This is a genomic window from Edaphobacter bradus, from assembly GCF_025685645.1.
GTDB classification, from domain to species: Bacteria; Acidobacteriota; Terriglobia; order Terriglobales; family Acidobacteriaceae; genus Edaphobacter; species Edaphobacter bradus.
On record NZ_JAGSYF010000001.1, the window covers coordinates 647,301 to 672,379 of the forward strand.

Sequence of the window (25,079 nt, forward strand, 5' to 3'; positions counted from 1 at the left end):
GGATCGATGCGGTTGAGTTGAACAGTTGTACCACTAGCAAATGCGAGCCTCAGGCATCCGAACTCGACCGTTCGCTCTCAACGAGCGAGAACAGGCCTTCAGGTGAACTGAGCCGCTAGACGGTCCCCGCATTAGTAAGCGGAAGTTCAGCTCCTCGTGCCACTCTTCCGAGTAAGCCCTTCATTTGGGAGCAATTCGACGATGAGTCAAAGATCGATGAGTCGCTCAGTGCACCGCACCAGATGGCTATGGAAAAGGTGTAGTACGTTGAGATGATTGTGCTCGATGCCAACGCAACTAGTAGGTGCCGTCCTTGGCAAATGCGTCCGGCACCTACCGGATCAATACTCCCAACACGAGCCCGAAGTAATCATTGTTGGCTTGCTCTTGCTCGAAACGCAGCTACTTTGGCGCGGTTTCCGCAGCCTGTAGACGTGCACCATCTTCTGCGGTGGCCTTTCGTACGGTCATAGAACCACATGACACAATCGCGGCCTTCGCAATGCCGGACGAGCTCGAAATCACCATCCGCGAGCAGGTCGGCGACCGCTTCCGCGACCGGAGCCAGGAATGCCTCAACCGTCTCTTTGCCGTAGACACGAGTCACACGAATGTTCCTCGCGTCGTATATCGTAAGCACTGCATGACTCGGAGCGTCCGCCAGGAATCTGTTGAGCGCGACCAGCGAAGGTTTCTTCCCGGACTTTCGATCCTGAAAGGCCGCGAGCGCAATGTCACGAAGCTCTCTTGCCCCTTTAAGTAGTACGCCGTCGCCGAAAGGAAGTGACCTTTTCGCGACGGGGACTTCGAGCCTCCTGAGCCAGGCTTTCACGTCGCTGTCGCTCTGCAGTGTGTCTGTCAGTTGTCCCTCGACTATCCGACGAGTGTTGATGAAGTTGATCGCCAGATCGTCGCCCACGAAATCGAGATGGTCCTCGTTCGTCGGAGCTTTTAAAAGAGTGTTCTTCATGGCCCTCTCCAGTGGTAACCGCAGAATCCTTGTTTACACATTACTTTGATTCTTCAACAGGTGAACCCGGTTCAATCTGTCGTTCTGAAAAAATCGCTGCGCTCTACTAGGGCTCGATGTGCTCTTCAAGAAGCGCTTCGTCCCAATCTGAAGTACCTCGTCTATCGTCCGAAGTTGATTGCAGACACCAAATTGTCAGCTGCGCCTGGGAGAACTCTCAAGAACGACATGTCATCTGCAAGTGCGTGTAACGTTTTATGAATCGTTTATATCGTTACAAGAATCTATTTTGGTGTAACTGAGACGGTCACGCGGCAAGACGCGCAGATCGCTTTTGGTTCGCAGTCATCCGCACAAAAACAAAAGGAGCGATATATATGGCAAGCAATCAAAAGACGGTAATCGTGACGGGCGCCTCTCAAGGAATCGGCGCTGCAGTAGTAAGGGCGTTCCTGGAACGTGGCTATAACGTAGTGGGCACCTCTCGCAATGCGACAAAGTCGGCCGAGTTGAAGGCTTCCGAGAAGCTTGTGTTGGTGGACGGAGACATCGGCCAGGCGGCTACTGCACAGAAGGTGGTCGATGCCGCTGTTCAGAAGTTTGGCTCGATTGATGTCGTTGTCAACAACGCTGGCATCTTCTCGGTGAAGCCCTTCACTGATTACAGTGCTGATGATTTCCGTGCCCTCGTATCGACGAATCTCGAAGGCTACATCTACATTACCCAGCTCGCGGTCAAGCAGATGCTCGCTCAGAAGTCGGGCGGAAGCGTTGTGGGCATTACGTCATCGCTGGTTGAAAATCCCATCGGTGGCTTGCCGGTGTCCCTGCCGATGATTACGAAGGGCGGTCTCGAGGCCATCACACGTAGCTTGGCCGCGGAGTATGCGAAGGAGCACATCCGCTTCAATACGGTCGCGCCTGGCGTTGTTGACACTCCTCTTCACAAAGACAACCCAAAGGACTTCCTCAAGACCTTGTCGCCGATGGGCACGATCTCCACTTCGGAGGACATTGCAAGCGCGGTGGTCTATCTCACCGAATCGCGCCAGATCACTGGGGAGGTGCTGCACGTGGACGGCGGTCAGCACAACGGCAAATGGTAAGCCTGAGCAGTTCGCAGCATGCCAGCGCGGAACGTCGGCTGCAGGATCTCGGGATCGTGCTCCCCAACGCTCCCCATCCGCTTGGCTCATACGTCGAGGCAGTGCAATCAGGCAGCCTGCTCTTCCTCAGTGGAATGTTGCCGATCAAGGATGGCAAGCCTCAATACGTCGGGCGTCTGGGCAAGGAACTCGATGCAGATGCTGGCCGTGATGCTCTGCGAACCGCGACCCTGAATGCTCTATCCGCTGCGAAGGAGCACATCGGTTCTCTGGACCGCGTGAGTAAGGTCGTCCGCGTTGGAGTCTATCTGGCTACGTCTGAAGACTTCTACAACCAGCCCATCGTCGCGGACGCAGCATCGGAGCTTCTCCGGGATGTATTTGGAGAGGGCAAGACGTCCGTGCGGTCCGTCTTCGGAGTAGCCAGCTTGCCACTCGGCCTACCGGTCATGCTAGAGGTGACGTTCGAAGTCAATAGCTGAGAAGGAGGGAGCGATGCTCCCTCCTTCTCAGAATCCTTCAACGTATGAAACGTTCATTCCCTGCACCCTGCCGGTTTTGACCGGCGCACGGAGAAAATGACGATGACAACATATCAGAAAGATATCGCGGTAGCTGATTCGACTCAGGAGATCGCAAAAGTGCAGTACACCGCCAAGACCCATACTTCGGGCGGTCGGCGCGGCGGCGTCTCCCGCAGTGATGATGGCCGCTTAGATGTTAAGTTCACGTCCCCCGTAGTCCCGGGAACTGGTACCAACCCGGAGCAGTTGTTTGCCGCTGGTTGGTCCGCCTGTTTCATTAGCGCGATAGGGCTTGTGGCCAACAAGATGAAGGTCAAACTTCCGGCTGAGGTAGCCGTCGATGCCGAAATTGACCTGTGCAATTCTGGCGACGTTTACTTCCTCCGAGCAAGGCTAAACGTCAGTCTGCCGGGCTTGGAGCGCGAAGTCGCCCAGGCCATTGTGGACGCCACGCACGGCGAGACATGTGCATATTCCAACGCTACACGGGGCAACGTCGACGTTACGCTCAACTTGGTGTAAGCCGGACCTGTAGCAGACCGCGTGACAAGGACTGAGTCGGCTCTTGCGGGCTGTGATTGCGGCAAGAGCGTGACGAACTATGACTTCAATCTTGATGCAACGAAGGAGATAAATATGACACTCTCGCAAACATACCGAACTGCTTTGATTGCAATTGCAGGAACCCTACTGACAGCGATGTTTCACACGGAAGCGGTCGCTCAGGCGAACTCCCCTCGAGGGGTTAGAAACATTGTCATTGTGCACGGTGCGTGGGCCGATGGATCAAGCTGGTCCAAAGTGATTCCACTGCTTCAAGCCAAGGGAATGCATGTGGTCGCCGTGCAGAACCCATTGACCTCGCTCGCTGACGACGTTGCCGCCACCAAGCGCGCCATCGCATTGCAGGATGGCCCTGTACTGCTAGTGGGCCATTCTTATGGGGGAGTGGTTATCACGGAGGCTGGAAACGATCCAAAGGTAGTCGGCTTGGTTTATGTGGCTGCGCTCGCGCCGTCGGATGGTGAGTCCGTTGCTTCGGTCACCAAACCGTTTCCGCCGGCTCCGCTAGGCAGCGAAGTCCGGGGGGATGCTGAAGGTTTTCTGACGGTGACCCCAAAGGGAATCGCTGAAGACTTGGCCCAGGATCTGTCAGACAAGGAGAAGCAGCTGTTGACGGCGACACAGGGTCCCACAGCAGCAGCTGTTTTTGGGGCCACAATCACGACCGCCGCGTGGAAGACCAAGCCATCCTGGTGCGTGATTGCCAGCAACGATCGCGCTGTTTCTCCGGAGCTTGAGAAGGCCGAAGCGGCGGCAATGAAGGCTACATCGATCACTGTTCCCTCCAGTCACGTGCCAATGCTTTCTCAACCGAAAGCAGTCGCAGACTTAATCGAGCAAGCTGCAGCGAAAGCCGGGAGCCGATGATCCCGGTTCATGAAGACGCAGAAGTGAGTACTACCATTTGCAAAGCATTGGCCGGTTCGAGGTGGTCAAGGGGGCAAGATTTTATGGGTAAAAGTCTCGCACTACGGTCAATTCGCTTGTTCGTGTCCGTGAACCTTCTGTATGCCGCCATCTTTCTCAAGTTTACAGGGGTGCCAGATTCCGTGACCCTGTTCACGCAGATGTCGCAAGCGGTCCACGGGTTGGTATCTCAGCCGGTATTCCGGCTAGGGTCAGGGGTGTTCGAGACGGTGGTCGCGGTTCTGCTCCTGATCCCGAAAACAGCCAGATTGGGAGCGGGATTGACTGTTGTGTGGATGACTGCCGTAATTCTCAGTCACATTTTCGTATTGGGATATGGCTGGTTCTTTGTCGATGCTCTCATGGTGATGATACTGGCTGTCATATATCTCTTGCTGACACGCAGGCACTCCCATCAGGGCGAACCCGATTTTTTCCCGAAACCAAAAGGCAATAACACAAGGAGTGTCTTATGAGCAGTTCCAGCACAGTATCGACACAGAGCCGCCGCTCGTTCTTTAAGATGACGGCAACAGGTGCGGCCATGGCCATACCCGGCTTCGCTTTGATGAATGGAACAGAGATTGCCTTCGCCGAATCAAAGCCATCACTCAACGACAGCGATGTAGCCGTATTGCAGTTCCTCGCAGCGGCAGAACTCGTCGAATCTGATCTTTGGGAACAATATTGCGAACTCGCGACCAACAATCCCGGCTATCGCAAAGCCCTTCAGGGGATTGATGAATCGCTTCCCGACTACATCTGTGGGGTATTGGAAGACGAGCGCAGCCATGCCACCTTCATCAATGCCTTCCTGGTCGCTGCCGGCAAAACACCAATCAACCTCGATTCCTTCCGCACCTTGCCCAGTGTCCTAGTCGAAGGCGCGAAGAACATCGGCCGCCTGACCAACCTGAAGAGTTTGACCGTCGATACGAGTTACTACCAGCGTTACCGCCAGGCAGGAAACCCCGACTTCGGAGATGACTTCGGCCAGATAGCCAACATCGTCAACCAGCCCACAATTCCTACTTCCGAGTCGATTGGCGGAGATGAGCTCCGTTCCATTGCACAGACCGCTGCCTTCCACTTTGCTTCAATCGAGCAAGGTGGAAGCAGCCTCTACACCTCGTTTATGACTAAAGTCACCAACCTCGACGTCGTGGCAATCCTCGCCTCCATCGGCCCCATGGAGGTCTACCACTTCGCCGTCTTCCAAACGGCCCTTGAACGAATCCGCACACTCGCAGGCCACGACGGCCCGAGCTTTCCCGACATCCGGGAGAACCCGAGCCGCGGCGACATCATGCCTGAACCCAGCACCTTTCTGGATAAAAGCCTGCCCGTCTGCTCCGTCATCAGGCCCCGCAACACCAATACCGCGGGAGCGGTTGCGGCCGCGACGGGCCTGGTAAATTCCGGCCTGTTCCTGGGCCAAAGCCAGGCCTTCTTCGACGCAGTCGTACCGCTCGCCAAAGCAGCGGACGCCGCACTCCGAAGCTAAAAGAAACTAACCGGGCGGAGAGATCAGCCGACTCATCTTCGACCTCCTCTCCGCCAATTCTCCTCCGCGATCCCCGAATTGCTCATAGCAGGGTTGCTCAAAAATGTCTTTACTCTTCCCAGGTGCCATCCAACGACTCCTCCTGTTATAGCTCGAGGCATCTCATAGGACAGAGCAAATTGAGGTCGGGGGCCACAACAGGAAGCATCAACTACAACGGAGAACCGCACCTATGGATTTTCAAATTTTCAAGCGCAACTGGGAGAACACCATGACCCTCGAAAAAGTGTCATACACCGCCTATAACCGTATAGCAGGCGGTTGGAAGAACATCCTAATGAAGCATCCGCTCTTGCATCTTGTATGCGTCTTTTTGCTGGCCGCGCAGGCAACTCCAACTGTAGTCCAGGCCCAAGTATCTTCGGCTCCGGCCAGTACGCCATGAGGTTGTGGGTGAAGCCCGACCAGTTGGCGAAGCTTGGCATCACCATTACGGACATTTCCAACGCGATCCAGGCGCAAAACACAGTCAACCCCGCAGGTCAGGTCGAGGAGAACCGGCTCCAAAAAACCAGCAATTCACTTATGCCGTGCTTGCTCAAGGACGCCTGAAATCGCCGGAAGAGTTTGGCAACGTGGTCGTCCGCGAAGCGCCCAATGGTGGCATCGTCCGGGTGAAAGATGTGGCCCGCGTTGAACTAGGCACGCAGGACTACAGCATGCTCAGTCGTTGAACGGCAAGTCCGCTGCCGTGATTGCTGTCTACCAACTACCCGGAACTAACGCTGTGCAAACGGTGCAGGGCGTGCGGAAGCTCATGGCTCAGATGAAGCAGCGGTTCCCCGAGGATATGGACTACGCCATATCGCTCGACCAGACAGCCTCGGTCACAGAAGGCATGAAAGAGATTCTCGTGACACTCTTGATCGCGATTGTGCTGGTAATCCTCGTGGTCTATCTCTTTTTGCAGGACTGGCGCGCCACACTGATTCCATTGTTGGCAGTGCCTGTCTCCCTGGTTGGAACCTTTATCCTCTTTCCGCTGTTCGGTTTCTCCATTAACACGCTTTCATTGTTCGGGTTGGTACTCGCTATCGGCCTGGTGGTCGACGACGCGATCGTTGTTGTCGAAGGTGTGCAGCGCCATATCGAAGAGGGCCTGAACCCCAAGGACGCGGCTCGAAAAGCGATGGAAGAGCTAACCGGCCCGGTGATTGGAATCGCGCTAGTTCTCTCGTCAGTCTTTGTGCCGACAGCTTTCATCCCCGGCATCACGGGAAGGTTGTATCAGCAATTCGCGGTCACGATCGCCATCTCGGTTGTGCTGTCCGCATTCAATGCACTGACCCTCAGCCCGGCGCTGGCCGGGCTCCTGCTGCGGCAAAAGAAAGAGAGCCATGGGCTTTTGCAGCGTTTTTTCAACCGGTTCAATCGCCTGTTCGAGCGCGCTACGGGAGGCTACGTCCACGGGTCCGGCGTGCTCCTTCGCAAGGGTGCAGTGGTGCTGGTGCTGCTGGTGATTTGGCGCAGCCGGATTGTTCTTTGGCAGTCGTCTACCGTCCAGCTTCCTGCCCGATGAGGACCAGGGATATCTCTACATCAACATGCAGCTTCCTAAGGCGACGTCGCTCGAGCGCACCAGCGCGGCAGCGAGACAGGTGGAGCAGGTTCTCGCCGACACTCCCGGCGTCCAGTACACCACGAGCGTGGTTGGCTTCAGCCTGCTCAGCCTTGTCCGCACCAGTTACAACGGCTTCTTTTGGGTCAGCCTTAAACCCTGGGACGAGCGCAAGAGCCAGGCTGAACAATATCAGGCCATCAAGGCACGTTTGAACCAGGAGCTCAGGAATCTGCCCGCCGGGACGGTCTTCAGCTTCTCGCCGCCGGCGATCCCAGGCATAGGCACTTCCGGAGGAGTTTCGTTTGTCCTCGAGGACCGCGCCGGCAAGGACGTGCAATTTCTGCCGGTTAACTTAGACAAATTCGTCGCAGCCGCTCGCAAGCGCCCTGAGATTGGTTCGATCTTCACCACATTCGTGCCCGGCGTGCCGCAAAAGTTCATCCAGGTGGACCGGGAGAAGGTACTTAAACAGGGCGTTGCATTGCCGGAAGTCTACAACACCATTCAGGCGAACATGGGTGGCCTGTTCGTCAACTATTACAACGAGTTCGGCCGAACCTGGCAGGTGTACATAGAGTCCGAAGCTCCCTATCGGTCGGATACCGAGAACCTTGGACAGTTCTACGTGCGCAACAACCAGGGCGAAATGGTGCCGCTATCCGCTCTTGCAGACTTTGAGACACGCTCAGGCCCAGAGTTCACGATGCGCTACAACGAATATCGGTCAGCGCAGATCAATGCTGGCGCCGCGCCCGGATACAGCGCGGATCAGGCAAGAGCGGCACTCGAAGATGTCTTCAAACAAACAATGCCTCATGAGATGGGCTTCGGCTACATGGGCATGTCGTACCAGGAGAAGAAGGCGGAGGAGGGAGTACCGTCTTCGGCCGTCTTCGGATTCTCGCTCCTCTTCGTCTTCCTGATTCTGGCGGCGTTGTATGAAAGCTGGACCTTGCCATTTAGCGTTCTGCTCAGCACGCCGGTCGCGGTCTTCGGGGCGTTTGGAGTGCTGTGGCTGCGCCGCGTCGTGCTCGGCCTCTTCCTACCGCCTTACATGGTTCAGATGGAGAACGATGTCTATGCGCAGATCGGGCTGGTGATGCTGATCGGGCTGGCCGCGAAGAACGCAATTCTTATTGTCGAGTTTGCGAAGGAACAGTACGAGCATGGCAAGCCGCTGATGGACGCGGCACTCGAAGGCGCACGGCTTCGACTGCGGCCCATCATGATGACATCGTTCGCGTTCATTCTCGGCTGCGTGCCGCTCTGGACGGCGTCGGGCGCTGGCTCCGTCGCGCGCCAGATCATGGGCACGACCGTGATCGGAGGCATGACCGCGGCAAGTGTGTTCGGCATATTTACTGTCCCGGCGATTTTCTATCTCGTGGAGAAATGGTCCGCAGCGGCTCGAGCGCGCGTGATGGCGACTTCATCTCAGCACAGTGCGCTTACGGAGGGTGAACAAGATGCGTAACAGCTCGCAAAACAGATTTGGCACGAAAGCCGCATGGACTCTTCTCCTGGCAGCTGCCATGCTCCCCGGATGTGCGGTCGGACCCAACTATCATCGGCCGGTTGTGCAGATGCCTACGGCATTCCACGGTCCCGACGAATCCCAACAGACGGAAGCACAGACTGCATCGTTCGCCGATGTGCCATGGTGGCAGGTGTTCCACGATCCTCAATTGCAGGAACTGATCCGCACGGCGCTGAAGCAGAACTATGATCTGCAATTAGCGGTCGAGCGCGTCAGTGCCGCAAGAGCACAGGTCGGTATTACACGCTCAAATCAGTTTCCGCAGGTTTCCCTCAATCCGGAATTCAGCGGGGGAAAGACTGATCAGAACATCAAATCGAACATCTTTTCGCTCGCCGGTGACGCCGTATTTCAAGTGGATCTGTTCGGACGCTATCGGCGCGAAACCGAAGCGGCCCGAGCCCAACTGCTGGGCACAGAGGACGCACAACAGACCGTAATCCTGACGCTGGTGAGCGACGTGGCAAGTGATTACTTTCTGCTGCGCAATCTAGACATGCAGCTTCAGATCACCAAGGAGACGGTGCGAACTCAGGAAGATTCTGTCAAGTTGACCGAACTGCGGCGCCAGCACGGAGTCGCCACAAGCCTTGACGTGCTTCAGGCGCGGCAGGTGCTCGACACCGCGAATGCGCAGATCCCGGACTTGGAACGGCAAATCGGCCAAACTGAGGATGCCATCAGTATCCTTCTCGGGAAGTACCCTGACAACGTTCCGCGCGGCCAACCTCTCGGCATCGAGACTCCGGATGGCTGGAATTGGAGCGAGACTCTGCCGCCCCAGCTACCCACGGGGCTTCCTTCGGAGCTGCTCGAGCGCAGGCCCGATATTCGCGAGGCGGAGCAGAGCCTGGTTGCTGCCAATGCCAATATCGGCGTAGCCAAAGCGATGTTCTTTCCGCAAATCTCGCTGCTCGGCTCTGGCGGTGCGGCTTTCGGTCATAGCCAGTCTGCCGGCTCGCACATTCCGGCCCCTCCCGGGGTAGGAAGCTACGCGGCAACCGCGACGCAGCCGATTTTTGAAGGTGGCTACTTGCGCAACAACCTGCGATACGCGAAATCTCAAGAGCGGCAAGCTCTGATCGGTTACCAACAAACCATTCAGCGCGCGTTCGGCGATGTTTCCGACGCCCTGATTGGTTATGAAAAATACCACGGAGTCCGCGAGCGCCAGGAACAATCAGTAAAAGATTTGCAGGAATCAGTCAACGTATCGCTCATGCGCTATAAAGGCGGGACCGCAACTTATCTCTCTGTCCTAGATAGCCAACGGTCGCTATTCACAGCCGAGCTCACCCTGGCACAGGCACGCAACAACGAGTACCAGAGCCTGGTCCAGCTCTATAAGGCATTGGGCGGCGGTTGGAAATAGATCGTTTTTGAAAAGAGGAGCCGATGTTTATCCATCGTTTGGGAACAGAGTTGCTTCTAATAACCCTCACGCTGTGGTTACAGTCTGCGGGGGTTGCGGCGCTCATAGCGTGCGTTGCGGAACGAGACGCGCACAATGGGCGCCTTTCGGCTCGCTGCACTCGTTGTGCGACTAGCAATAGCCGTTGTCGTTCTGCACGGATTGGAGATTATGCTGTGGGCAGGATTCTATCGCTCGCGTTGCCTACCGCCGTGGGACTCTGCGATCTACTTCTCGGCAAGCAGTTATTCAACTCTTGGCTGCATTGACGTAAGCCTCCCATCGAGCTGGCGCATGTTAGCGCCCCTTGAGAGCGTCATCGGCGGGTTGATGTGTGGCATATCGGTGAGTCTACTTTTTGCAATCGTCACGCGGCTGATTAACCACGAGGAGCGAATCTTGCCTGAAGAACAAGGCGCTGTCATTACCCACCACAGTTTTGTTCAGAGAAACATCTCATGCAGGACAACCGCGAACTGAGGGAGCTCAACGAACATTTGACTGACGCCGAGATTACGTGGGCGATTCGGTACCTGCATCCACACTTAGGTGCTGAAAGAACCGGAGAAGACGCCGGCACGCTTGTCGGGATTTGCATCACATTGCTCACCGGATTAACAGGCGCAATCTGTCTTTACATCCGGAACCTTTGAACGCGCAAACATGGCGGTGGCGATTCCAAGAGGGCTTGGAAAAACTTCTCATGCATGATGACCCGGATCAAAGCAGACATCAGCAGCGCCGAGACTTGCGCCACGAGCGAAGCAGCGTCTGCTGCCGTCGCCAAATCCGCCGCAACGCCTGATAGTGAGGCGGTGTGTACGGTTCTGTGTATGTCGGCAATCGCCTTCTCGACACGCTCAATGAAGAGCTCGTCTTCAAGGTCCCTTATGCCCACATACCTCTTGCGGGCTGCTCTGTGCCCTTTCGGGAGGGCCAGAACAAGTGGCTCCCGAATCAGCAGCATGTTCTCGATTTGGTCGTAGGTACGGCTCAAGTGACCAATGCAGACATCAAGGCTTCCCGTAACATTTTCAGACCGGGGTCAACCTCACAAGGGCCCGAGTGGGAATTATGTTCCTTCCATCTTCTGCAAGAGACTTTGTTCCTGATGGGGTCGTGTTACGAACTCCAGGTTTTTCTATCGGACCGTTGGACACGTTTGCTCTATGGTCGCGTGGCAATGTAGACCCAAGCCCCTTGCGGGAAAGGCAGCTCGGATCTGGTCAAAGGCTGGCTAAGCCCGGTCTGAAACAAGGATATCTCCCGCCGCCGGTGCGTCGGGAATGTGGGAATCGATACTCCTAATGCTTACGTGTCCTTGGCATATGAGCTGCTGTCTTGGCGCGAATGTTGGCAGCTTCACTCTGTACTAAGTCTAGGAACGATTGCAGAACCACGGACTGACTGTTTTGGGACCACGCAGCAACGAGCTCAATCCGAATGTGATCCGGAGTAATACGTCGGAACGCAACTCCATCGGCGCGCAGATTGCGCACGCAGGCAGGGACGATCGTTGCCCCCGCCTCTGAGGCCACAAGCGACAGCACCGTTTGCATGAGGTTCGGCTCATGCTCCACTCGGGGAATAAACCCAGCTTCACGGCATAATGCGGTGATGCTGTCGAAGAGCCCGGGAGCGCCGCGTCTATGAAACAGCACCAGCGGCACCTGCTCCAAAGTCTTCAGATCGACAGTTTGCTTCCGTGGAGCCATGCGTTCCGGCATGGCAACGAGCAAGGGCTCCCTATAGATTGTCCGCGAATCCAAGAGTGCCGCCTGCTCGTTTGAGAGCGGGCGAGTGAAGCCTAGATCAAGCTCACCACGCGCGAAGGCGTCGTCCTGCTGCACCGGGGTCAATTCATCGAGGACCAACTTCACGCCGGGATAGCGCTCGCGGTAGAGGCGAATGAGTCCAGGCAGGAACGATGCGGTAGCGGAACCGAGAAAACCAATACGGAGGACACCGATCTCTCCACGCGCAGCGCGGCGAGCGGACTCGACGGCTTCCTCGACCTGCTGGAGAACTCGGACAGCTTCCTTGTAGAAGACCTCTCCTTCAGGTGTGAGTCTTGCGCGGCGTTTCTCACGGAGGAAGAGCTTCAATCCCAGCTCCTCTTCAAGTTCGGCGACAGCCTGACTGAGAGCCGGTTGAGCAACGTGCCGCTGGCGTGCCGCCTCGCGATATCCATTCCACTGGACGACCGATGTGAAGTAGCGAAAGTGACGCAGCTCCAAGGTGAACGTGGCTCCTTATCAAGGTGATCGTAAACTACTACGAATCATATCAAATGGCCGCTGTATCTATGTGTGTAGCTGACGGTGATGAGCCGAGCTTAAGGAGATTACAGATATGACGATCGCTACCAAAACCCTGTTCCAACCCTTGACCATTGCCGCCGCTCCCGAGGCCTCAAAGCCTATACTGGAAAACATCCAGAAGGCCTTCGGCTTTATTCCGAACCTGATGGCTACCTTTGCGAACAGCCCCGCCGTTCTTCAGGGATATCTCGCGTTGGACGGCGCATTCGAGAAGGGCACCTTCACTCCTGTTGAGCGTCAGGTCATTCTGCTTGCGGCAAGCGAAGAGAACAGCTGTGCTTATTGCTCGGCCGCTCACGCGACCATCGCCAAGAACTTCCTGCACGCTCCAGCCGAGACGATCGCCGCGATTCGCGATGGCAAGCCGTTGGCGGATCAGAAGCTGAACGCCCTGGTGAATCTCGTCCGTGAGATCGTCCGCAAGCGCGGTTTCGCTTCGCCCGAAACGGTCGATGCCTTCCTTGCCGTTGGCTATCAGAAGCCGCAGGTGATGGAGCTGCTGCTCGGCGTTGCGCTCAAGACGGTTTCGAACTACCTCGACCATCTTTCCCCAGCAACGATCGACCAGGCGTTTGCGGCAGAGGCTCGGTAAGAGCCTCCGCCCCGCGCGGAACCGCTACGAAACAACGCACCCAGGGAAAGGTGTTCGATGGCAACTCAAACTCAGGTACTGCAAACGACGAGCGAGCTGGACGAGGCGCGCGATCACTATCGCAATCGGGTGATCCCGGCGGACAAGCTCGCAATCATGGACCGGGCCACGGAGGCGCTTGTCCATAGCGGACAGGCCTCCCGTGCCCTGAAACCAGGTGATCGCGTGAGCGACTTCATCCTGATGGATGCGCATGGCTCGCCTGTGCGCCTCCAGCAACTGCTCGAACACGGGCCAGTCGTGGTGGCCTTCTATCGCGGAGGCTGGTGCCCCTACTGCAACATCGAACTGCGCGGCCTGCAGCGGGTGTTGCGGGAGATTCAGCAGCTAGGCGCGTCCCTCGTGGCCATCTCGCCGCAGCTTCCTGATAACTCGCTGACGACGGCAGAGAAGAATGCGCTCGAATTTCCGGTGTTGAGCGATGTCGGAAACACGGTGGCACGACGCTTCGGCATCGTGTTCACGCTGCCTGCCGATCTGCTTGAAACCTACGAAGGTTTCCAGCACGGTTTGCTGGAGAAGAACGGCAAGGTGGGCGCGTCCCAGCTGCCGATCCCAGCAACGTTTGTGCTGGATCAGCATGGCGTGATTCAGCTTGCCTATGTGGATGCGGACTATACGCGCCGCCTCGATCCGGAGATTGTGCTCGACAAACTGCGCGAGTTAAGCCAGCGCAGTTAAGGAACGGTGAAGACCATGAACAAGCTGCTCTCGCCGCTTTCACTCGGACCATACGTGCTGCGCAACCGCGTGGTCATGGCTCCGCTCACGCGCACGCGAGCCGGCGAACGCAATGTGCCTCGTGAGATGAACGTCGAATACTACCGTCGGCACGCATCGGCGGGGCTCATCATCACGGAAGCCACACCGGTATCGCCATACGGCCTCGATCTCGGGCCGGACCGCTTTCGTCGGCTGATCACGGGCGAGATGCGGCTGATCGCGGCCGGAGGCTATAAGCCTGCAGATGCTGAATCGTTGCTTGAGCGCGGCGATGCCGAGGCGGTCGCATTCGGCCGGCTCTTCATCGCCAATCCCGATCTGCCGCGCCGCATTGCTTTGGACGCGAAGTTGAATGTATATGATCGCAGCACCTTCTACACGCGCGAGACGAAAGGCTACACGGACTATCCCTCGCTCGAACAACAGGAAGCCGCCAATCGCCAAAGCGCGGTACAGGAGAAAGAGTATGTCGAAGTTGAACGGTAAAGTGGCTATCGTTACAGGTGGTTCCAAGGGTATTGGAGCTGGGATCTCTACCGCCCTCGCCGCAGCGGGCGCGGCAGTGGTCGTTAACTACTCAAGCAGTCGCGAAGCTGCAGATCAAGTGGTAGAACAGATCATCGCGGCTGGCGGCAAGGCGATCGCTGTACAGGGCGATATGTCCAAAGCTGCTGACGTGGACCAACTCTTCGCGAAGGCGCAGACCGAGTATGGGCACCTAGATATCCTGGTCAACAATGCGGGTGTCTTCCAGTTCGATTCCATCGAGACGTTCCAGGAAGAGGAGTTCCATCGCGAGTTCAACATCAATGTGCTCGGCCCTTTGCTCACGATCCAGCGTGCTATCAAAGTTATGCCCGAAGGCGGCAGCATCATCAATCTCAGCTCGGTGTATGCCCTGAATCCGGGACCAGCATCGGCCATCTACTCGGCTACCAAAGCTGCGGTGGATACCATCACCAAAGTTGCTGCCCGCGAGCTTGGTGCCCGCAAGATCCGCGTCAACTCCATTCTTCCCGGCGTCACCCGCACGCCTGGCATCCAGAAGATCGAAGGCTTTGAGGATACGGTTGGCAAGCAACTCGCCGCGAATACGCCGCTCGGTCGGCTCGGTGAGCCGGATGACATCGCGCGTGTTGCCGTCTTTCTTGCTTCCGATGATGCGGCGTGGGTGACAGGCGAGGCGATCCGTGTCGGAGGCGGCCTGCAGTAAGGCCGTTTAAGACGGAAGTCGAGGAGAGCAAAGATGGATAGCATTGCAATCGTAGAGAGGTTTTGGAGGGAGGTGTGGCAGCAGCCACAAAATCCAGAAGCTATCGATCAGATGGTGGGGAAGGACTTCGTCATCACGAGTGGAGGCCGGGACATTGTCGGACGCGAAGCATTCAAAGCCTGGGTCATCGCTTTTCAAGCGCGTATCCACGACCTCCAATTCGAGAGCATCGAGACTTTTCAAAACCAGGACGGGAGCCGTGTTGCGTCCCGGTGGAAGATCACCGGGCGCAACAACGGTTTCTTGGGCACGCAGGCCAATAACGTGTATTTCGAGATGACGGGAACCGCGGTATGGGCTGTCAGCCAGAATGGTCTTCTGGAGCACAACTGGGTCGAGCGTAATGCCTTCGAGGTCTACGCCGTATTGCGGGCTTCCAAGCCAAGTTCCAGCTAGCACCGTGGCAATCGACCGCGGCGCTGGTATCAGCTACGTCTTCATCGACATAATCGCTTACCTAGGAGAAAGAGAGCATCTACAACCCGTACGATACCGTATGGTCGCGTATCAAATCAGCTGAGGCGAGTTAACACCATGCAGAAGTCCCGTGGAAATGGACGCGGCGTTTCTGTACGAAGCGTGAAGTTCCGCAAAGAAAGGAAGCCAATCGATGAAGTTCAGGGCCGGAGATACCTTTCCTCAACTCAGTGTTTTTACCTCCAAAGGGACACGCTTGGTGATTCCCGTCGCCGGCGCACGCTATACGCACATTCAATTTCGGCGATTTTCCGGGTGCCCCATTTGCAATGCTCACATCGCGGCACTTCGCAGGAATAAAGCCGAGCTTGACGCCGCTGGGATACACGAAGTGTTGTTCTTCCACTCATCACAGGAGGACGTGGCAGATTTTCACAACGATCTTCCCTTTGACGCTGTAGGCGACCGCGAGAAGCGCTACTATCGCCAGTTCGGAGTTGAGTCGTCCTGGAGATATATCAGTTGGGCTGCAACCAAAGCCGCCTTCTCCAGTATTTTGCGCGGGCGAATGGGAGCGAAGATGACTGGCGGTGCGCTCGGTTTGCCAGCCGAGTTCCTGGTCGCTCCTGACGGCCGAATCAAAGCCGCACACTACGGCAAGCACGCCTACGATCAATGGCCTGTGGAGGCGCTTCTCGATTTCCTCCGAGATTCGAAACCAGAGGCCGCGAGTAAGGCTACTTAAGAACAGGCTTTACTTCAGAGCGAGTCGTCAATGATCCACCCAGGAAAGCGCACAAGGAATGTAGATGAGAAGCCTGTTTGAATCGGCTCAAGCGGAATCCTTATCGGTCCCCAATCGCATCTTTATCGCACCGCTTACACGGAGCCGTGCAAAACGCTGATGGCGTACCACGTGAACGCCGCGAGTCGAAGAGTCGAGTTCTCCCTGACTAGGCCTACACTCCCTATGTCAGCCGACGCCTTGCAACCGTTTTAGCCGTCTTGATCTCGCTCTGTTGAGGCTGATGTAATTCTTAGAACCAAACTGCGGAAGTGCTGGAAGCTGATTGTGCGAAACTGTCTAGGGGAAGACGGGTGCACCAAATCGGTTTCGTAACCTACTTGGCTGGAGAACGCTGGTAAGCCCTCATAAACATCAGCACTGCAGAGTCAAGATGCTTATGGATTGCATTCTTCGACATAGAAATAGGATCGAATCCGAGCACAAACCAACGCACCGGGCCACCTGTGACTAGGCTGAGGAAGTGCTGGGCCATCTGGCGGGTATCCTCATTCAATAGCCGCCTCTTCTCCACCTGCTTCGTGAAATATGCGGCCAATGTTTCTTCGCCGCGCTTAGGTCCAAGTTCGTAAAAGTGCTTCCCCAATTCAGGGAACGTGGCCGCTTCCATGCTGACCACCCGAAACAGCGCAATCTGTTCGTTCGACATCGCCAGTCGAATCAGGGTCGAGCCAAACTTCCGCAGAGTCTCATCTAAGGGAGGCTCCTCAGGCAGCGTGGCGGCAACCTGCTGAAAGATGCCATTAATTCGCCGGTCGATCACTGCCAGGAACAACTGCTCCTTCGTAGGAAACCGGGAGTAGAAGGTGGTCTTCGACGAATTGGCCCGCCGCGCGATTTCGTTCGTGCTGGCTGCCGAAAAGCCCTCGGAGATAAAGATCTCCGCAGCCACGTCAAGCAGCTCGGTCAAGCGCTCTTCATCCAGCCTGGCCCGGATGGGGTGAGGCTTGTGCTCCTTTGCTTTCATAAAAATAGCCTCCGAACCTACGACACTATCGCTTCCCATTCTAATTTTCCTTTCTTCTTGCGACTTCTCGCATGACATTCACATCTTATGACTATCAGTACCGTACCACATGGTATCGTTTATTCTGATTGAGAATGCCTGGTCGGAGGTTAGTAATGTCAAGCAAGCATCGAAACACCGTCACCAGCATGTCCGCAGTGCTCGAAGAGGAGGGGGCGTCACCGGAACCAGTTCCCGAACCCGCAGCGGAAACACCCGAACCCACGCGCGAATCCCGCCCGTCGCGCCCGGCTCACAGAAGGAAGATCATCTTCGCGGCGGTGGCTCTTGTCGTGATCCTCACGGCCACCGGCTACTTCGCTCGGGACGCGTATCTCTACCAGGACACCGATGATGCGCAGGTAGATGGGCACATCATGCCCTTGAGTTCGCGTATCACAGGACAGATTCAGAAGGTGAATGTCGTTCAGGGCCAGCGAGTGAGTGCCGACGAAGTGCTGGCTGTGATCGATCCAAATGACTACAAAGTGGCTGACGACCAAGCCAGGGCCTTTCTGCTGGACGCAGAGGCGACAGCCGCTAGCTCTCATTCGAGCGTGCCAATCAGCTCTGCCACTGCGTGGAGCAGTCTCGATTCATCGACCACAGAAGTTACGAACGCAGAAGCTGGAGTCAGTGCGGCTGAACGGAATCTCGACGCGGCGCGAGCGAATGAGCAACAGGCCGAGGCGAATTCAACCAAAACCGACGCGGACCTGATCCGTTATCAGCAGCTCGTCGCGGAACAAGTTATCTCGCAGCAGCAGTTTGACCAGGCTAACGCGTCTGCAAAGGCCAATCGCGCTGCGGTCGTTGCAGCCATTGCGCAGGTACAGTCAGCGCAACAGGCGCTCCGCCAGGCGCAAGGCAAGCTCCTTCAGGCGCAAGCGGCGTTGCGCAACGCTCAGACCGCGCCTCAGCAGGTCTCGGTCGCGCGTGATAAGGCGGATGCTGCCGAAGCGACGGTGAAGGAGCGAGCGGCGCAGCTTGCCCAGGCCGACCTGAACCTCAGCTACACGATCGTCCGCTCTCCAGTGGATGGAATCGTAGGACGCAAGTCCGTCGAAGTGGGCCAGAACGTTGGAGTAGGGCAGGAGTTATTCCAGGTTGTGCCGCTCGACGACATCTGGGTCACAGCCAATTTCAAGGAAACGCAACTTGCTCACATGCGCCCGGGGCAGCCGGTCGAGATCAAAGTGGACGCCTACGGCCGTACCTGGAAAGGTCACGTCACCAACATGGGCGGCGGCGCGGGCTCGGTCTTCAGCCTATTGCCACCCGAGAACGCGACGGGAAACTACGTCAAGGTCGTCCAGCGTATTCCGGTACGCATCGACTTCGATCGCTCGCCTCGGCAGGTCTTCAATGCTGACGGACTGCTGGAGCCCGGACTGTCGGTAGATCCGAAGGTGAGGGTACGATGAGCGCTGCAACGACACTTGCCGCACCGCAGGCGATGCAACGGCCTAAGGTGAACCCGTGGATCATCGCAGTTACAGTCACCCTGGCAACCATCATGGAGGTACTGGACACTTCCATCGCCAACGTTGCACTGCCACACATCGCAGGTTCCCTCGGCGCATCGGCGGACGAGTCCACCTGGGTCCTGACCTCGTACCTCGTGGCCAACGCAGTCGTACTGCCCATAGGGGCTTATCTGGGCAGCATCATTGGCCGCAAGAAGTTCTATATGACGTGCGTTGTCATCTTTGGAGTGAGTTCGCTGTTGTGCGGCCTGGCTCCATCACTACCCATGCTGTTGTTCTTTCGCGTGCTTCAGGGGCTCGGAGGAGGCGGACTGCAACCTTCTGAGCAATCCATTCTGGCTGATACCTTTCCACCGGAAAAACGTGGCCAAGCCTTCGCAGTCTACGGTCTGGCAGTTATCACCGCACCCATTGTCGGTCCTTCGCTGGGAGGGTGGATCACGGACAACTACGATTGGCGCTGGATCTTTTTCATCAATATCCCCATTGCCGTCCTGTCACTGTTTCTGACGCATCGCCTTGTCGAGGACACTCCAAAAATCAAGAAGGAGGTCGAAGAAGCCAAACGAGGAGGGTTCCGGCTCGACTGGATCGGCTTCGGTCTTGTAGCCCTTACCTTTGGTTCCCTCGAAGTGGTCATGGACAAGGGGCAGGAAGACGACTGGTTTGGGTCTAACTTCATCGTCGCCTTTACGATGCTTGCTATCGTCGGCCTGATTGTTCTGATCATCTGGGAGTTGCGTCAAGCGCAAGGCAAGAACCGCCCGGTCCTGGACCTGAAGTTATTCGCTTCTCGAAACTTCAGTGTCTCCTTCCTGATGATGTTCGTGCTCGGCTTTACGCTATACGCGACGACAGTCCTTCTGCCCCAGCTCCTTCAAACGCTCATGGGCTATACGGCGGAACTCTCCGGCTTCGCCATGTCCAGCGGAGGTCTGGCGACGATCATATGCATGCCTATCGTAGGGATCCTGATCTCGAAACTTGATGGACGATACCTCATCATATTCGGGTTCAGCAGTATCGCACTCGCGCTGTTCTATATGACCAGTCTTGACCTGCAGATGAGCTTCGCGTATGCGGCCAAGCTGCGCTTTCTTCAGTCAATCGGCCTGCCCTTTTTATTCGTGCCCATTAATACCCTGATCTATGTGGGAGTTCCTCCCGGCAAGAACAATGACGTCTCCGGCCTCTCGAATCTTGCACGCAACATCGGCGGCTCTGCTGGAACGTCATTCTTCACCACGATGCTGGCTCGCCATCAGCAGGTACACCAGCAATATCTGGTGCAGCATGTTCACGGGGGCAGCCAGGCCTACATCCAACAGGCGCGAGCGCTCAGCCAGCAATTCCTGACCCGCACCGCCGCTCTGACCGATGCTCACACCAAAGCAATGCTGAGCCTCTATCAATCTGTACAAGTACAGGCCAGTGTGTTGAGTTATATCGACATCCTGCAATCGCTCTGTATCATCTGCGCCTGCATGGTTCCCCTGGTTTTTCTCATGAAGCGGCCACCGAAAGGAACAAAAGCCGCGGTTCACTAAGCATCACGACAATAAACAGACACGACAGGCGGCTGCGCTGTTCGAATGCATGTCTTGCCCGCGCGGAATATTGTGCGGGCAAGGTGCGGATGCTTTGCGTGATCGACCAATTGGTTCCTTCCTGTTGGCCGGACACGATGGCGTTGGGAAGAGTGCCCTGCACGCGGTAAAGTCAGCTTCGGCCGCCAAGTCCACGCGATTTTATGTTGCCGCAAAATCTGATCTACAACTAACGGTATTACGGCGGTGTCAGCGACGGTATCCGAATGCCGCCAATTACAAGAGGCCGTTTCGATGAGTGCTTTGGTCTGTGGCTGTTGAAAAACTAGATATTCACAAGAACAGCGTGATCTCGGGAGATGATAAATGGTCAGTCGCTCGCTACAAATCGTTTGTAGGGCATCCTGACGCGACGTTATTGGGGACTTCTTCCGCATCTGAGTTTTTCAACAGCCACGTCTGATATCGCCGATTGAGTTCCAGACTGCCTCCAGGTTGCTTGAAATCTGGCCGACTTCGACGAAAGCCAGGAATAGCGCGCCCATCCAACAGCCGGGACCCAACAGGACGAAGTGTCATGTGGGCACTTCAGATACAACCCAAAGACTTATCAACATTGACCCGACCTTGGATATTACTTTCGGATTGCCGCAACGAATGGCAACCCAAACTGGGTCAGAGTCGTCGGCCCCGAGAACCCTCTGCTTCGGGCGAATACTTCAGCACACCTGCGAAATCCCTCAACTCGGATCTCTTGGGTTTCCACTCTTATATGAGTAAAATATGCAGCACCGGGACTCGCAAAATGTTGGCAAGCGCGCAGCACGCGGATCCGCAGCAAAAGCATGATATGGCGAGCCCTGCCTCCTTTCCCGCGCATAGCACGTCCCCTCAGGGCGCAGTAACCGCGACCGATACTGATGTTTTCGAGCACTCCGAGGCCAATCTTTGTCAAGACGTAGATGAACTGAGGCGGATCGTCGATCTTATTTCACAAACCATCATCGTTTTGAATCCCGACGGCACGGCCATTTACGCAAATCGCGTGGCACTTGAGTACACGGGGCTGTCTCTGGACGAAGTGCGCTCCGATAACTTCCGGGATCGCGTGTTCCATCCAGAAGACATTCAGAGACTTCGAGAAGAGCGACAGAAAGGTCTCTCTGGCTCGGTTCCGTTCGAAAACGAGCAGCGCGCTCGAGGGAAAGACGGCAAATATCGGTGGTTTCTGATCCGATACAACCCTTTACTCGATGAGGGAGGAAAGGTCATTCGCTGGTACGCGACGGGCACGGACATCGAGCATCGTAAGCAGGCTGAAAATAAACTTCGGCAGGAAGAACGCGAACTGCGGCAACTCATAGATTTCCTCCCTCAGCATGTGCTTGTGCTAGACAAGGATGGCACCTTGCTTCAAGCAAACAAGACGATGCTTGACTACAAGGGCTTCACCCTGGAAGAAATGAAAGGCGCGGGAACCCGGGAGAGGATCACCAGAGACATTCACCCAGACGATCTAGAGAGAGTTCAAAACGAACGAAGCGCGGGCCTTTCAAGGGGAATGCCGTTCGAGACGGAAAAGCGGCTGCTGGGTAAAGATGGTCAGTTTCGCTGGTTCCTTTTTCGCTACAATCCGGTACTCAATGAAGCCGGAGATATCGTCCGGTGGTTCGCAACGGCGACCGACATCGAAGATCGCAAACAGGCCGAAGATCGCATGCGAAATGAAACCGTCGCATTGCGAGAGGATATTGTCAAATCTTCGATGTTCGAAGAGATTGTCGGATCGTCGAAGGCAATGGGCAATATGGAGGCGCAGATTTCCCGCGTTGCGCCGACCGATTCCACTGTGCTGATTCAAGGCGAGACGGGAACCGGCAAGGAATTGATTGCGCGCGCGATCCACAACCGCTCGAGGCGCGCGAATCGCGCCTTCATTTGCGTCAACTGTGCCGCGATTCCGCCCTCGCTGATCGCTTCCGAATTGTTTGGCCACGAAAAGGGCGCATTTACGGGAGCGTTACAGAGACGGCTCGGCCGCTTCGAATCGGCCGATGGCGGAACGATTTTCCTCGACGAGGTTGGGGAACTTCCGCAGGAGACGCAGATTTCGCTCCTTCGGGTTCTGCAAGAACAGGAATTCGAACGCGTTGGTGGAAATCGGTCAATACACGTTGACGTGCGGGTGTTGGCGGCGACAAACAGAGATTTGAATGCGGCTATAGATGAGGGTGGCTTCCGCAAGGACCTCTTTTATCGCCTGAATGTGTTTCCTATCTGTGTCCCGCCGCTTCGTGACCGCACCGATGACATTCCGTTACTAGTTGAGTATTTCGTCGATCGCTACGCAAAGAAAGCTGGCAAACGAATTCGCAGCATCAACAAGCAGACGCTGCAGCTATTCAAGAGCTATAGCTGGCCCGGCAATGTGCGCGAACTACAGAACGTAATCGAGCGGGCTGTGATTGTTTGCGATGGTGAAACATTTCGCGTCGATGCAAGTTGGTTCCCAAAGACTGTTGCCGTTTCGAAAGCGAGGCATCCCTTCGCTGCCGACCTCGCTCAGCGGGAGAAGACGATGATCGGAAATGCGCTGCGCGAAACGAAGGGCGTGATCTCTGGTCCCGCCGGTGCGGCTGCGAAGTTAGGCCTCCCCCGTCAGACCCTGGAATCGAAGATCAGTAAGCTGGGTATTAATCGCTACCGTTTTAAGAAATCGTAGTCCCTCTTTTCTCATCTCCTCTAAATTTCAACCAACCCGGCCGTGCCGATTTTTTCGGCAATTTCAGCGAATGCTGATAGTTCGGCCTGTTTTTGTAGCACATACAACTCGACGATTCAGTCACTTACGAGTGGCGCTGCAATTGCAGTTACTCAAACGATCGCCCAATTTCTCAAGAAATGATGCTGAACATCGAGAGGCATTCCGACGGGCACACGACGACCATTCGGTTGATAGGTCGGATGCAGGCGGAGCATGTGCCGGCGTTACAGGCAGTGATCCAGGAGAGCACCCCTAGGATCGTTCTGGATCTGGAGGAACTCACATTAGTCGATGCAGAAGCTGTTCGTTTTCTCGGAAGCTGCCGCAGAGGCGGCTTCGCGCTGCTCCACTGTTCGCCTTACATCAGAGAGTGGATTGCGAGAGAGGATTGAGAACTCCTTGAAAGGAGAGACGCGCCATGAGCAATTACACACACGAAACGGTACCAACACAATTTGTTCAGGCCAATGGAACTCGTTATGCCTACCGTCGATTCGGCAAGGTGGGAACGGTTCCGTTGCTGTGTCTCGGGTACTTCAATTCCAACATGGACGGCTGGGATCCTTCAGTCACAAACAGCCTCGCAGCGGATCATGAAGTCATTCTGGTAGACAATGCAGGCGTTGGATCTTCGGGTGGAGAAACGCCTCACACAGTTGAGGGGATGACCGAGCAATGTGTTGCTTTCTGTCGTGCGCTCGGCTTGAAAGCGATGCATGTCGTGGGTTTCTCCCTGGGCGGGATGATCGCGCAGAAGCTGGCCCTTGACCATCCTGACCTCATCCAGCGGCTGATTTTGTTGGGCACAGGACCGCGCGGCGGAGAAGGCATGACCTTCGCCGAACTCTCAGCTGAGGAACAAGCAGATCCGGTTGCGTTTCTATTGGGAGCATTCTTTTCTCCTTCGCAGGCCAGCCAGGCGGCTGGGAGAGAATACATGAAGAGACTCGAGTCCCGCAAGCAGGATCGAGATCTTCCGGTGTCGAGGAGTTCTGCCGAGGCACAGCTCGCCGCGATTAGAGAATGGGGAACGATACCCGCAAATGGGCGTTACGCCACGTTGAAAAACATCACACACACAACGCTCATAGTTCACGGCAACAAAGACATTGTGGTTCAGCCGATAAATGCGTTCATCCTTGCTGAGCACCTGCCTAACGCTCAGCTCATCGTGTACCCCGATTCGAGCCACGGAGCGCAGTATCAACACGCAAGAGTGTTCCTTGAGCACGTGAAGCTGTTTTTGAGTAACTGAGATTCTCCTTGGCCGGATCTGTTCTCTTGCGGTCGTTGAGTGCGCAAGAGCCTGGCCTTCAAAAGTGGAGAAACGATCATGGGCAATTACACGAATGGAACGGTCCCAATACGGTTCACTGAAACCAAACGGACAAATCTGGCGCGAGAGTTGTTCACGAGCAACTTTTGGATATCTGGTCTTGCGATGTTGAAGTACATTCCGCGCTGGTTCCGTGTAAAGCAAGTAGACGGGATGGCCTTCGTCTCAGACACAAAATACGACGAGTTCCAGAACAGAATTCTCCAGATCACTCCTGCGAACCCGCGACAGTGGGGGACGATGAACGTCTCGCAGATGTTGCACCATCTCAATTTGGCATGCGGTGCGTTGGGGTTCTACAAGCTTCCGGATGAGAGCTATCTCGTATCACGAACATTGTTTCGATGGATTCTGGTTGATTGGTTTCCGGAGCAACCTGTGGGGCTGCGGCTGCCTAAGGGTTTCAAGATTCCACACCCGCGCGGTTTGACTTTGATTTCGAAAACAGCAACTGCTGAAAATCCTGGATGCAGGTTGGCATGCAAGGTCGGCCGCAGATTGGGCCGCACCCCATGTTCGGCCCGATGACAGTCAAGGAGTGGGGCAAGCTCCTACAGATCCACATCGATTATCACTTGAGGCAATTCGCAGCCTAGAGTCGCACT

General features: G+C 55.9%; 24 protein-coding genes and 2 pseudogenes. 22 read left to right on the forward strand and 4 right to left on the reverse strand.

Annotated elements, in window-relative coordinates; genetic code table 11:
- Positions 1-370: 370 nt before the first annotated feature.
- Entirely contained in the window at positions 371-970 is a 600-nt protein-coding gene (locus tag OHL16_RS02610) for a CGNR zinc finger domain-containing protein (protein ID WP_263365510.1), read from the reverse strand.
- Positions 971-1,347: 377 nt separating this feature from the next.
- Between OHL16_RS02610 and OHL16_RS02615 the strand changes: the two genes are divergently transcribed.
- From OHL16_RS02615 to OHL16_RS02660, 10 genes and pseudogenes are all read left to right on the forward strand, one after another.
- Complete coding sequence (locus OHL16_RS02615) at positions 1,348-2,076, forward strand: SDR family NAD(P)-dependent oxidoreductase (protein ID WP_263365511.1); 729 nt, start codon at positions 1,348-1,350, stop codon at positions 2,074-2,076.
- Entirely contained in the window at positions 2,070-2,558 is a 489-nt protein-coding gene (locus OHL16_RS02620) for a RidA family protein (RefSeq protein ID WP_263365512.1), read from the forward strand. The genes OHL16_RS02615 and OHL16_RS02620 overlap by 7 nt, the downstream gene beginning before the upstream one ends.
- A 102-nt stretch (positions 2,559-2,660) precedes the next feature.
- Entirely contained in the window at positions 2,661-3,122 is a 462-nt protein-coding gene (locus tag OHL16_RS02625; RefSeq protein WP_263365513.1) for an organic hydroperoxide resistance protein, read from the forward strand.
- A 69-nt stretch (positions 3,123-3,191) separates the two neighbouring features.
- Positions 3,192-4,031: an alpha/beta hydrolase gene (locus OHL16_RS02630; RefSeq protein ID WP_263365514.1), complete on the forward strand. Its 840-nt coding sequence runs from the start codon at positions 3,192-3,194 to the stop codon at positions 4,029-4,031.
- 511 nt (positions 4,032-4,542) lie between these two features.
- Positions 4,543-5,574: a ferritin-like domain-containing protein gene (locus OHL16_RS02635; protein WP_263365515.1), complete on the forward strand. Its 1,032-nt coding sequence runs from the start codon at positions 4,543-4,545 to the stop codon at positions 5,572-5,574.
- A 232-nt stretch (positions 5,575-5,806) separates the two neighbouring features.
- A complete protein-coding gene (locus OHL16_RS02640; RefSeq protein WP_263365516.1) occupies positions 5,807-6,019 on the forward strand; it encodes a hypothetical protein in 213 nt (70 codons plus the stop codon).
- 8 nt (positions 6,020-6,027) lie between these two features.
- The gene (locus tag OHL16_RS02645; protein ID WP_263365517.1) at positions 6,028-6,186 is read left to right on the forward strand and encodes a hypothetical protein; all 159 of its coding nucleotides are present in this window, start codon (positions 6,028-6,030) and stop codon (positions 6,184-6,186) included.
- Positions 6,165-7,153: pseudogene (locus tag OHL16_RS02650) on the forward strand (efflux RND transporter permease subunit). Before OHL16_RS02645 ends, OHL16_RS02650 begins: the two are co-directional and overlap by 22 nt.
- Complete coding sequence (locus tag OHL16_RS02655; RefSeq protein WP_263365518.1) at positions 7,110-8,669, forward strand: efflux RND transporter permease subunit; 1,560 nt, start codon at positions 7,110-7,112, stop codon at positions 8,667-8,669. Before OHL16_RS02650 ends, OHL16_RS02655 begins: the two are co-directional and overlap by 44 nt.
- Positions 8,662-10,104 (forward strand): efflux transporter outer membrane subunit, encoded by a 1,443-nt coding sequence (locus tag OHL16_RS02660; protein WP_263365519.1) that lies wholly within the window; start codon positions 8,662-8,664, stop codon positions 10,102-10,104. Before OHL16_RS02655 ends, OHL16_RS02660 begins: the two co-directional genes overlap by 8 nt.
- Before the next feature lie 673 nt (positions 10,105-10,777).
- Here the strand turns inward: OHL16_RS02660 and OHL16_RS02665 are convergent.
- Together OHL16_RS02665 and OHL16_RS02670 are read right to left on the reverse strand one after the other, a co-directional pair.
- Positions 10,778-11,155, reverse strand: a pseudogene (locus tag OHL16_RS02665) (hypothetical protein); the annotation flags it as partial.
- A gap of 292 nt (positions 11,156-11,447) precedes the next feature.
- Positions 11,448-12,380, reverse strand: a complete 933-nt coding sequence (locus OHL16_RS02670) for a LysR family transcriptional regulator (RefSeq protein ID WP_263365520.1) — start codon at positions 12,378-12,380, stop codon at positions 11,448-11,450.
- Between the two features lie 115 nt (positions 12,381-12,495).
- Here OHL16_RS02670 and OHL16_RS02675 point away from each other — a divergent pair, with 115 nt between their 5' ends.
- From OHL16_RS02675 to OHL16_RS02700, 6 genes are all read left to right on the forward strand, one after another.
- Positions 12,496-13,056: a carboxymuconolactone decarboxylase family protein gene (locus OHL16_RS02675; RefSeq protein ID WP_263365521.1), complete on the forward strand. Its 561-nt coding sequence runs from the start codon at positions 12,496-12,498 to the stop codon at positions 13,054-13,056.
- Between the two features lie 57 nt (positions 13,057-13,113).
- Complete coding sequence (locus OHL16_RS02680; protein WP_263365522.1) at positions 13,114-13,797, forward strand: peroxiredoxin-like family protein; 684 nt, start codon at positions 13,114-13,116, stop codon at positions 13,795-13,797.
- A 15-nt stretch (positions 13,798-13,812) separates the two neighbouring features.
- Positions 13,813-14,325, forward strand: coding sequence for an oxidoreductase (locus OHL16_RS02685; protein WP_263365523.1), 513 nt, complete (start codon positions 13,813-13,815; stop codon positions 14,323-14,325).
- Positions 14,306-15,052: an SDR family NAD(P)-dependent oxidoreductase gene (locus OHL16_RS02690; protein WP_263365524.1), complete on the forward strand. Its 747-nt coding sequence runs from the start codon at positions 14,306-14,308 to the stop codon at positions 15,050-15,052. The genes OHL16_RS02685 and OHL16_RS02690 overlap by 20 nt, the downstream gene beginning before the upstream one ends.
- A 33-nt stretch (positions 15,053-15,085) precedes the next feature.
- The gene (locus OHL16_RS02695; RefSeq protein ID WP_263365525.1) at positions 15,086-15,508 is read left to right on the forward strand and encodes an ester cyclase; all 423 of its coding nucleotides are present in this window, start codon (positions 15,086-15,088) and stop codon (positions 15,506-15,508) included.
- A 214-nt stretch (positions 15,509-15,722) separates the two neighbouring features.
- Positions 15,723-16,274 (forward strand): peroxiredoxin-like family protein, encoded by a 552-nt coding sequence (locus OHL16_RS02700; RefSeq protein ID WP_263365526.1) that lies wholly within the window; start codon positions 15,723-15,725, stop codon positions 16,272-16,274.
- A 376-nt stretch (positions 16,275-16,650) separates the two neighbouring features.
- Here the strand turns inward: OHL16_RS02700 and OHL16_RS02705 are convergent, their stop codons facing one another.
- The gene (locus tag OHL16_RS02705) at positions 16,651-17,301 is read right to left on the reverse strand and encodes a TetR/AcrR family transcriptional regulator (RefSeq protein WP_263365527.1); all 651 of its coding nucleotides are present in this window, start codon (positions 17,299-17,301) and stop codon (positions 16,651-16,653) included.
- Between the two features lie 155 nt (positions 17,302-17,456).
- Here OHL16_RS02705 and OHL16_RS02710 point away from each other — a divergent pair, with 155 nt between their 5' ends.
- The 6 genes from OHL16_RS02710 (at position 17,457) to OHL16_RS20180 (ending at position 25,070) form a co-directional block, all read left to right on the forward strand.
- Positions 17,457-18,764: an HlyD family secretion protein gene (locus OHL16_RS02710; RefSeq protein ID WP_263365528.1), complete on the forward strand. Its 1,308-nt coding sequence runs from the start codon at positions 17,457-17,459 to the stop codon at positions 18,762-18,764.
- A 32-nt stretch (positions 18,765-18,796) separates the two neighbouring features.
- On the forward strand, positions 18,797-20,374 hold the full coding sequence (locus OHL16_RS02715; RefSeq protein WP_263366220.1) for a DHA2 family efflux MFS transporter permease subunit: 1,578 nt from the start codon (positions 18,797-18,799) through the stop codon (positions 20,372-20,374).
- Between the two features lie 805 nt (positions 20,375-21,179).
- Positions 21,180-23,096: a sigma-54-dependent Fis family transcriptional regulator gene (locus tag OHL16_RS02720; protein ID WP_263365529.1), complete on the forward strand. Its 1,917-nt coding sequence runs from the start codon at positions 21,180-21,182 to the stop codon at positions 23,094-23,096.
- A 460-nt stretch (positions 23,097-23,556) separates the two neighbouring features.
- Positions 23,557-24,393, forward strand: a complete 837-nt coding sequence (locus tag OHL16_RS02725; RefSeq protein WP_263365530.1) for an alpha/beta fold hydrolase — start codon at positions 23,557-23,559, stop codon at positions 24,391-24,393.
- A gap of 78 nt (positions 24,394-24,471) precedes the next feature.
- Complete coding sequence (locus tag OHL16_RS02730; protein ID WP_263365531.1) at positions 24,472-25,002, forward strand: hypothetical protein; 531 nt, start codon at positions 24,472-24,474, stop codon at positions 25,000-25,002.
- Positions 24,999-25,070: a hypothetical protein gene (locus tag OHL16_RS20180; RefSeq protein WP_396127148.1), complete on the forward strand. Its 72-nt coding sequence runs from the start codon at positions 24,999-25,001 to the stop codon at positions 25,068-25,070. Before OHL16_RS02730 ends, OHL16_RS20180 begins: the two co-directional genes overlap by 4 nt.
- The last annotated feature ends 9 nt before the right edge of the window (positions 25,071-25,079 follow it).

Coding starts and splice junctions, on each gene's coding strand:
- OHL16_RS02725 (WP_263365530.1), top strand. CDS start 23,557: ATGAGCAATTACACACACGAAACGGTACCAACACAATTTGTTCAGGCC.
- OHL16_RS02700 (WP_263365526.1), top strand. CDS start 15,723: ATGAAGTTCAGGGCCGGAGATACCTTTCCTCAACTCAGTGTTTTTACC.
- OHL16_RS02715 (WP_263366220.1), top strand. CDS start 18,797: ATGCAACGGCCTAAGGTGAACCCGTGGATCATCGCAGTTACAGTCACC.
- OHL16_RS02675 (WP_263365521.1), top strand. CDS start 12,496: ATGACGATCGCTACCAAAACCCTGTTCCAACCCTTGACCATTGCCGCC.
- OHL16_RS02640 (WP_263365516.1), top strand. CDS start 5,807: ATGGATTTTCAAATTTTCAAGCGCAACTGGGAGAACACCATGACCCTC.
- OHL16_RS02680 (WP_263365522.1), top strand. CDS start 13,114: ATGGCAACTCAAACTCAGGTACTGCAAACGACGAGCGAGCTGGACGAG.
- OHL16_RS02610 (WP_263365510.1), bottom strand. CDS start 970: ATGAAGAACACTCTTTTAAAAGCTCCGACGAACGAGGACCATCTCGAT.
- OHL16_RS02625 (WP_263365513.1), top strand. CDS start 2,661: ATGACAACATATCAGAAAGATATCGCGGTAGCTGATTCGACTCAGGAG.
- OHL16_RS02695 (WP_263365525.1), top strand. CDS start 15,086: ATGGATAGCATTGCAATCGTAGAGAGGTTTTGGAGGGAGGTGTGGCAG.
- OHL16_RS02705 (WP_263365527.1), bottom strand. CDS start 17,301: ATGAAAGCAAAGGAGCACAAGCCTCACCCCATCCGGGCCAGGCTGGAT.
- OHL16_RS02720 (WP_263365529.1), top strand. CDS start 21,180: ATGTTGGCAAGCGCGCAGCACGCGGATCCGCAGCAAAAGCATGATATG.
- OHL16_RS02685 (WP_263365523.1), top strand. CDS start 13,813: ATGAACAAGCTGCTCTCGCCGCTTTCACTCGGACCATACGTGCTGCGC.
- OHL16_RS02615 (WP_263365511.1), top strand. CDS start 1,348: ATGGCAAGCAATCAAAAGACGGTAATCGTGACGGGCGCCTCTCAAGGA.
- OHL16_RS02730 (WP_263365531.1), top strand. CDS start 24,472: ATGGGCAATTACACGAATGGAACGGTCCCAATACGGTTCACTGAAACC.
- OHL16_RS02635 (WP_263365515.1), top strand. CDS start 4,543: ATGAGCAGTTCCAGCACAGTATCGACACAGAGCCGCCGCTCGTTCTTT.
- OHL16_RS02660 (WP_263365519.1), top strand. CDS start 8,662: ATGCGTAACAGCTCGCAAAACAGATTTGGCACGAAAGCCGCATGGACT.
- OHL16_RS02620 (WP_263365512.1), top strand. CDS start 2,070: ATGGTAAGCCTGAGCAGTTCGCAGCATGCCAGCGCGGAACGTCGGCTG.
- OHL16_RS02710 (WP_263365528.1), top strand. CDS start 17,457: ATGTCAAGCAAGCATCGAAACACCGTCACCAGCATGTCCGCAGTGCTC.
- OHL16_RS02690 (WP_263365524.1), top strand. CDS start 14,306: ATGTCGAAGTTGAACGGTAAAGTGGCTATCGTTACAGGTGGTTCCAAG.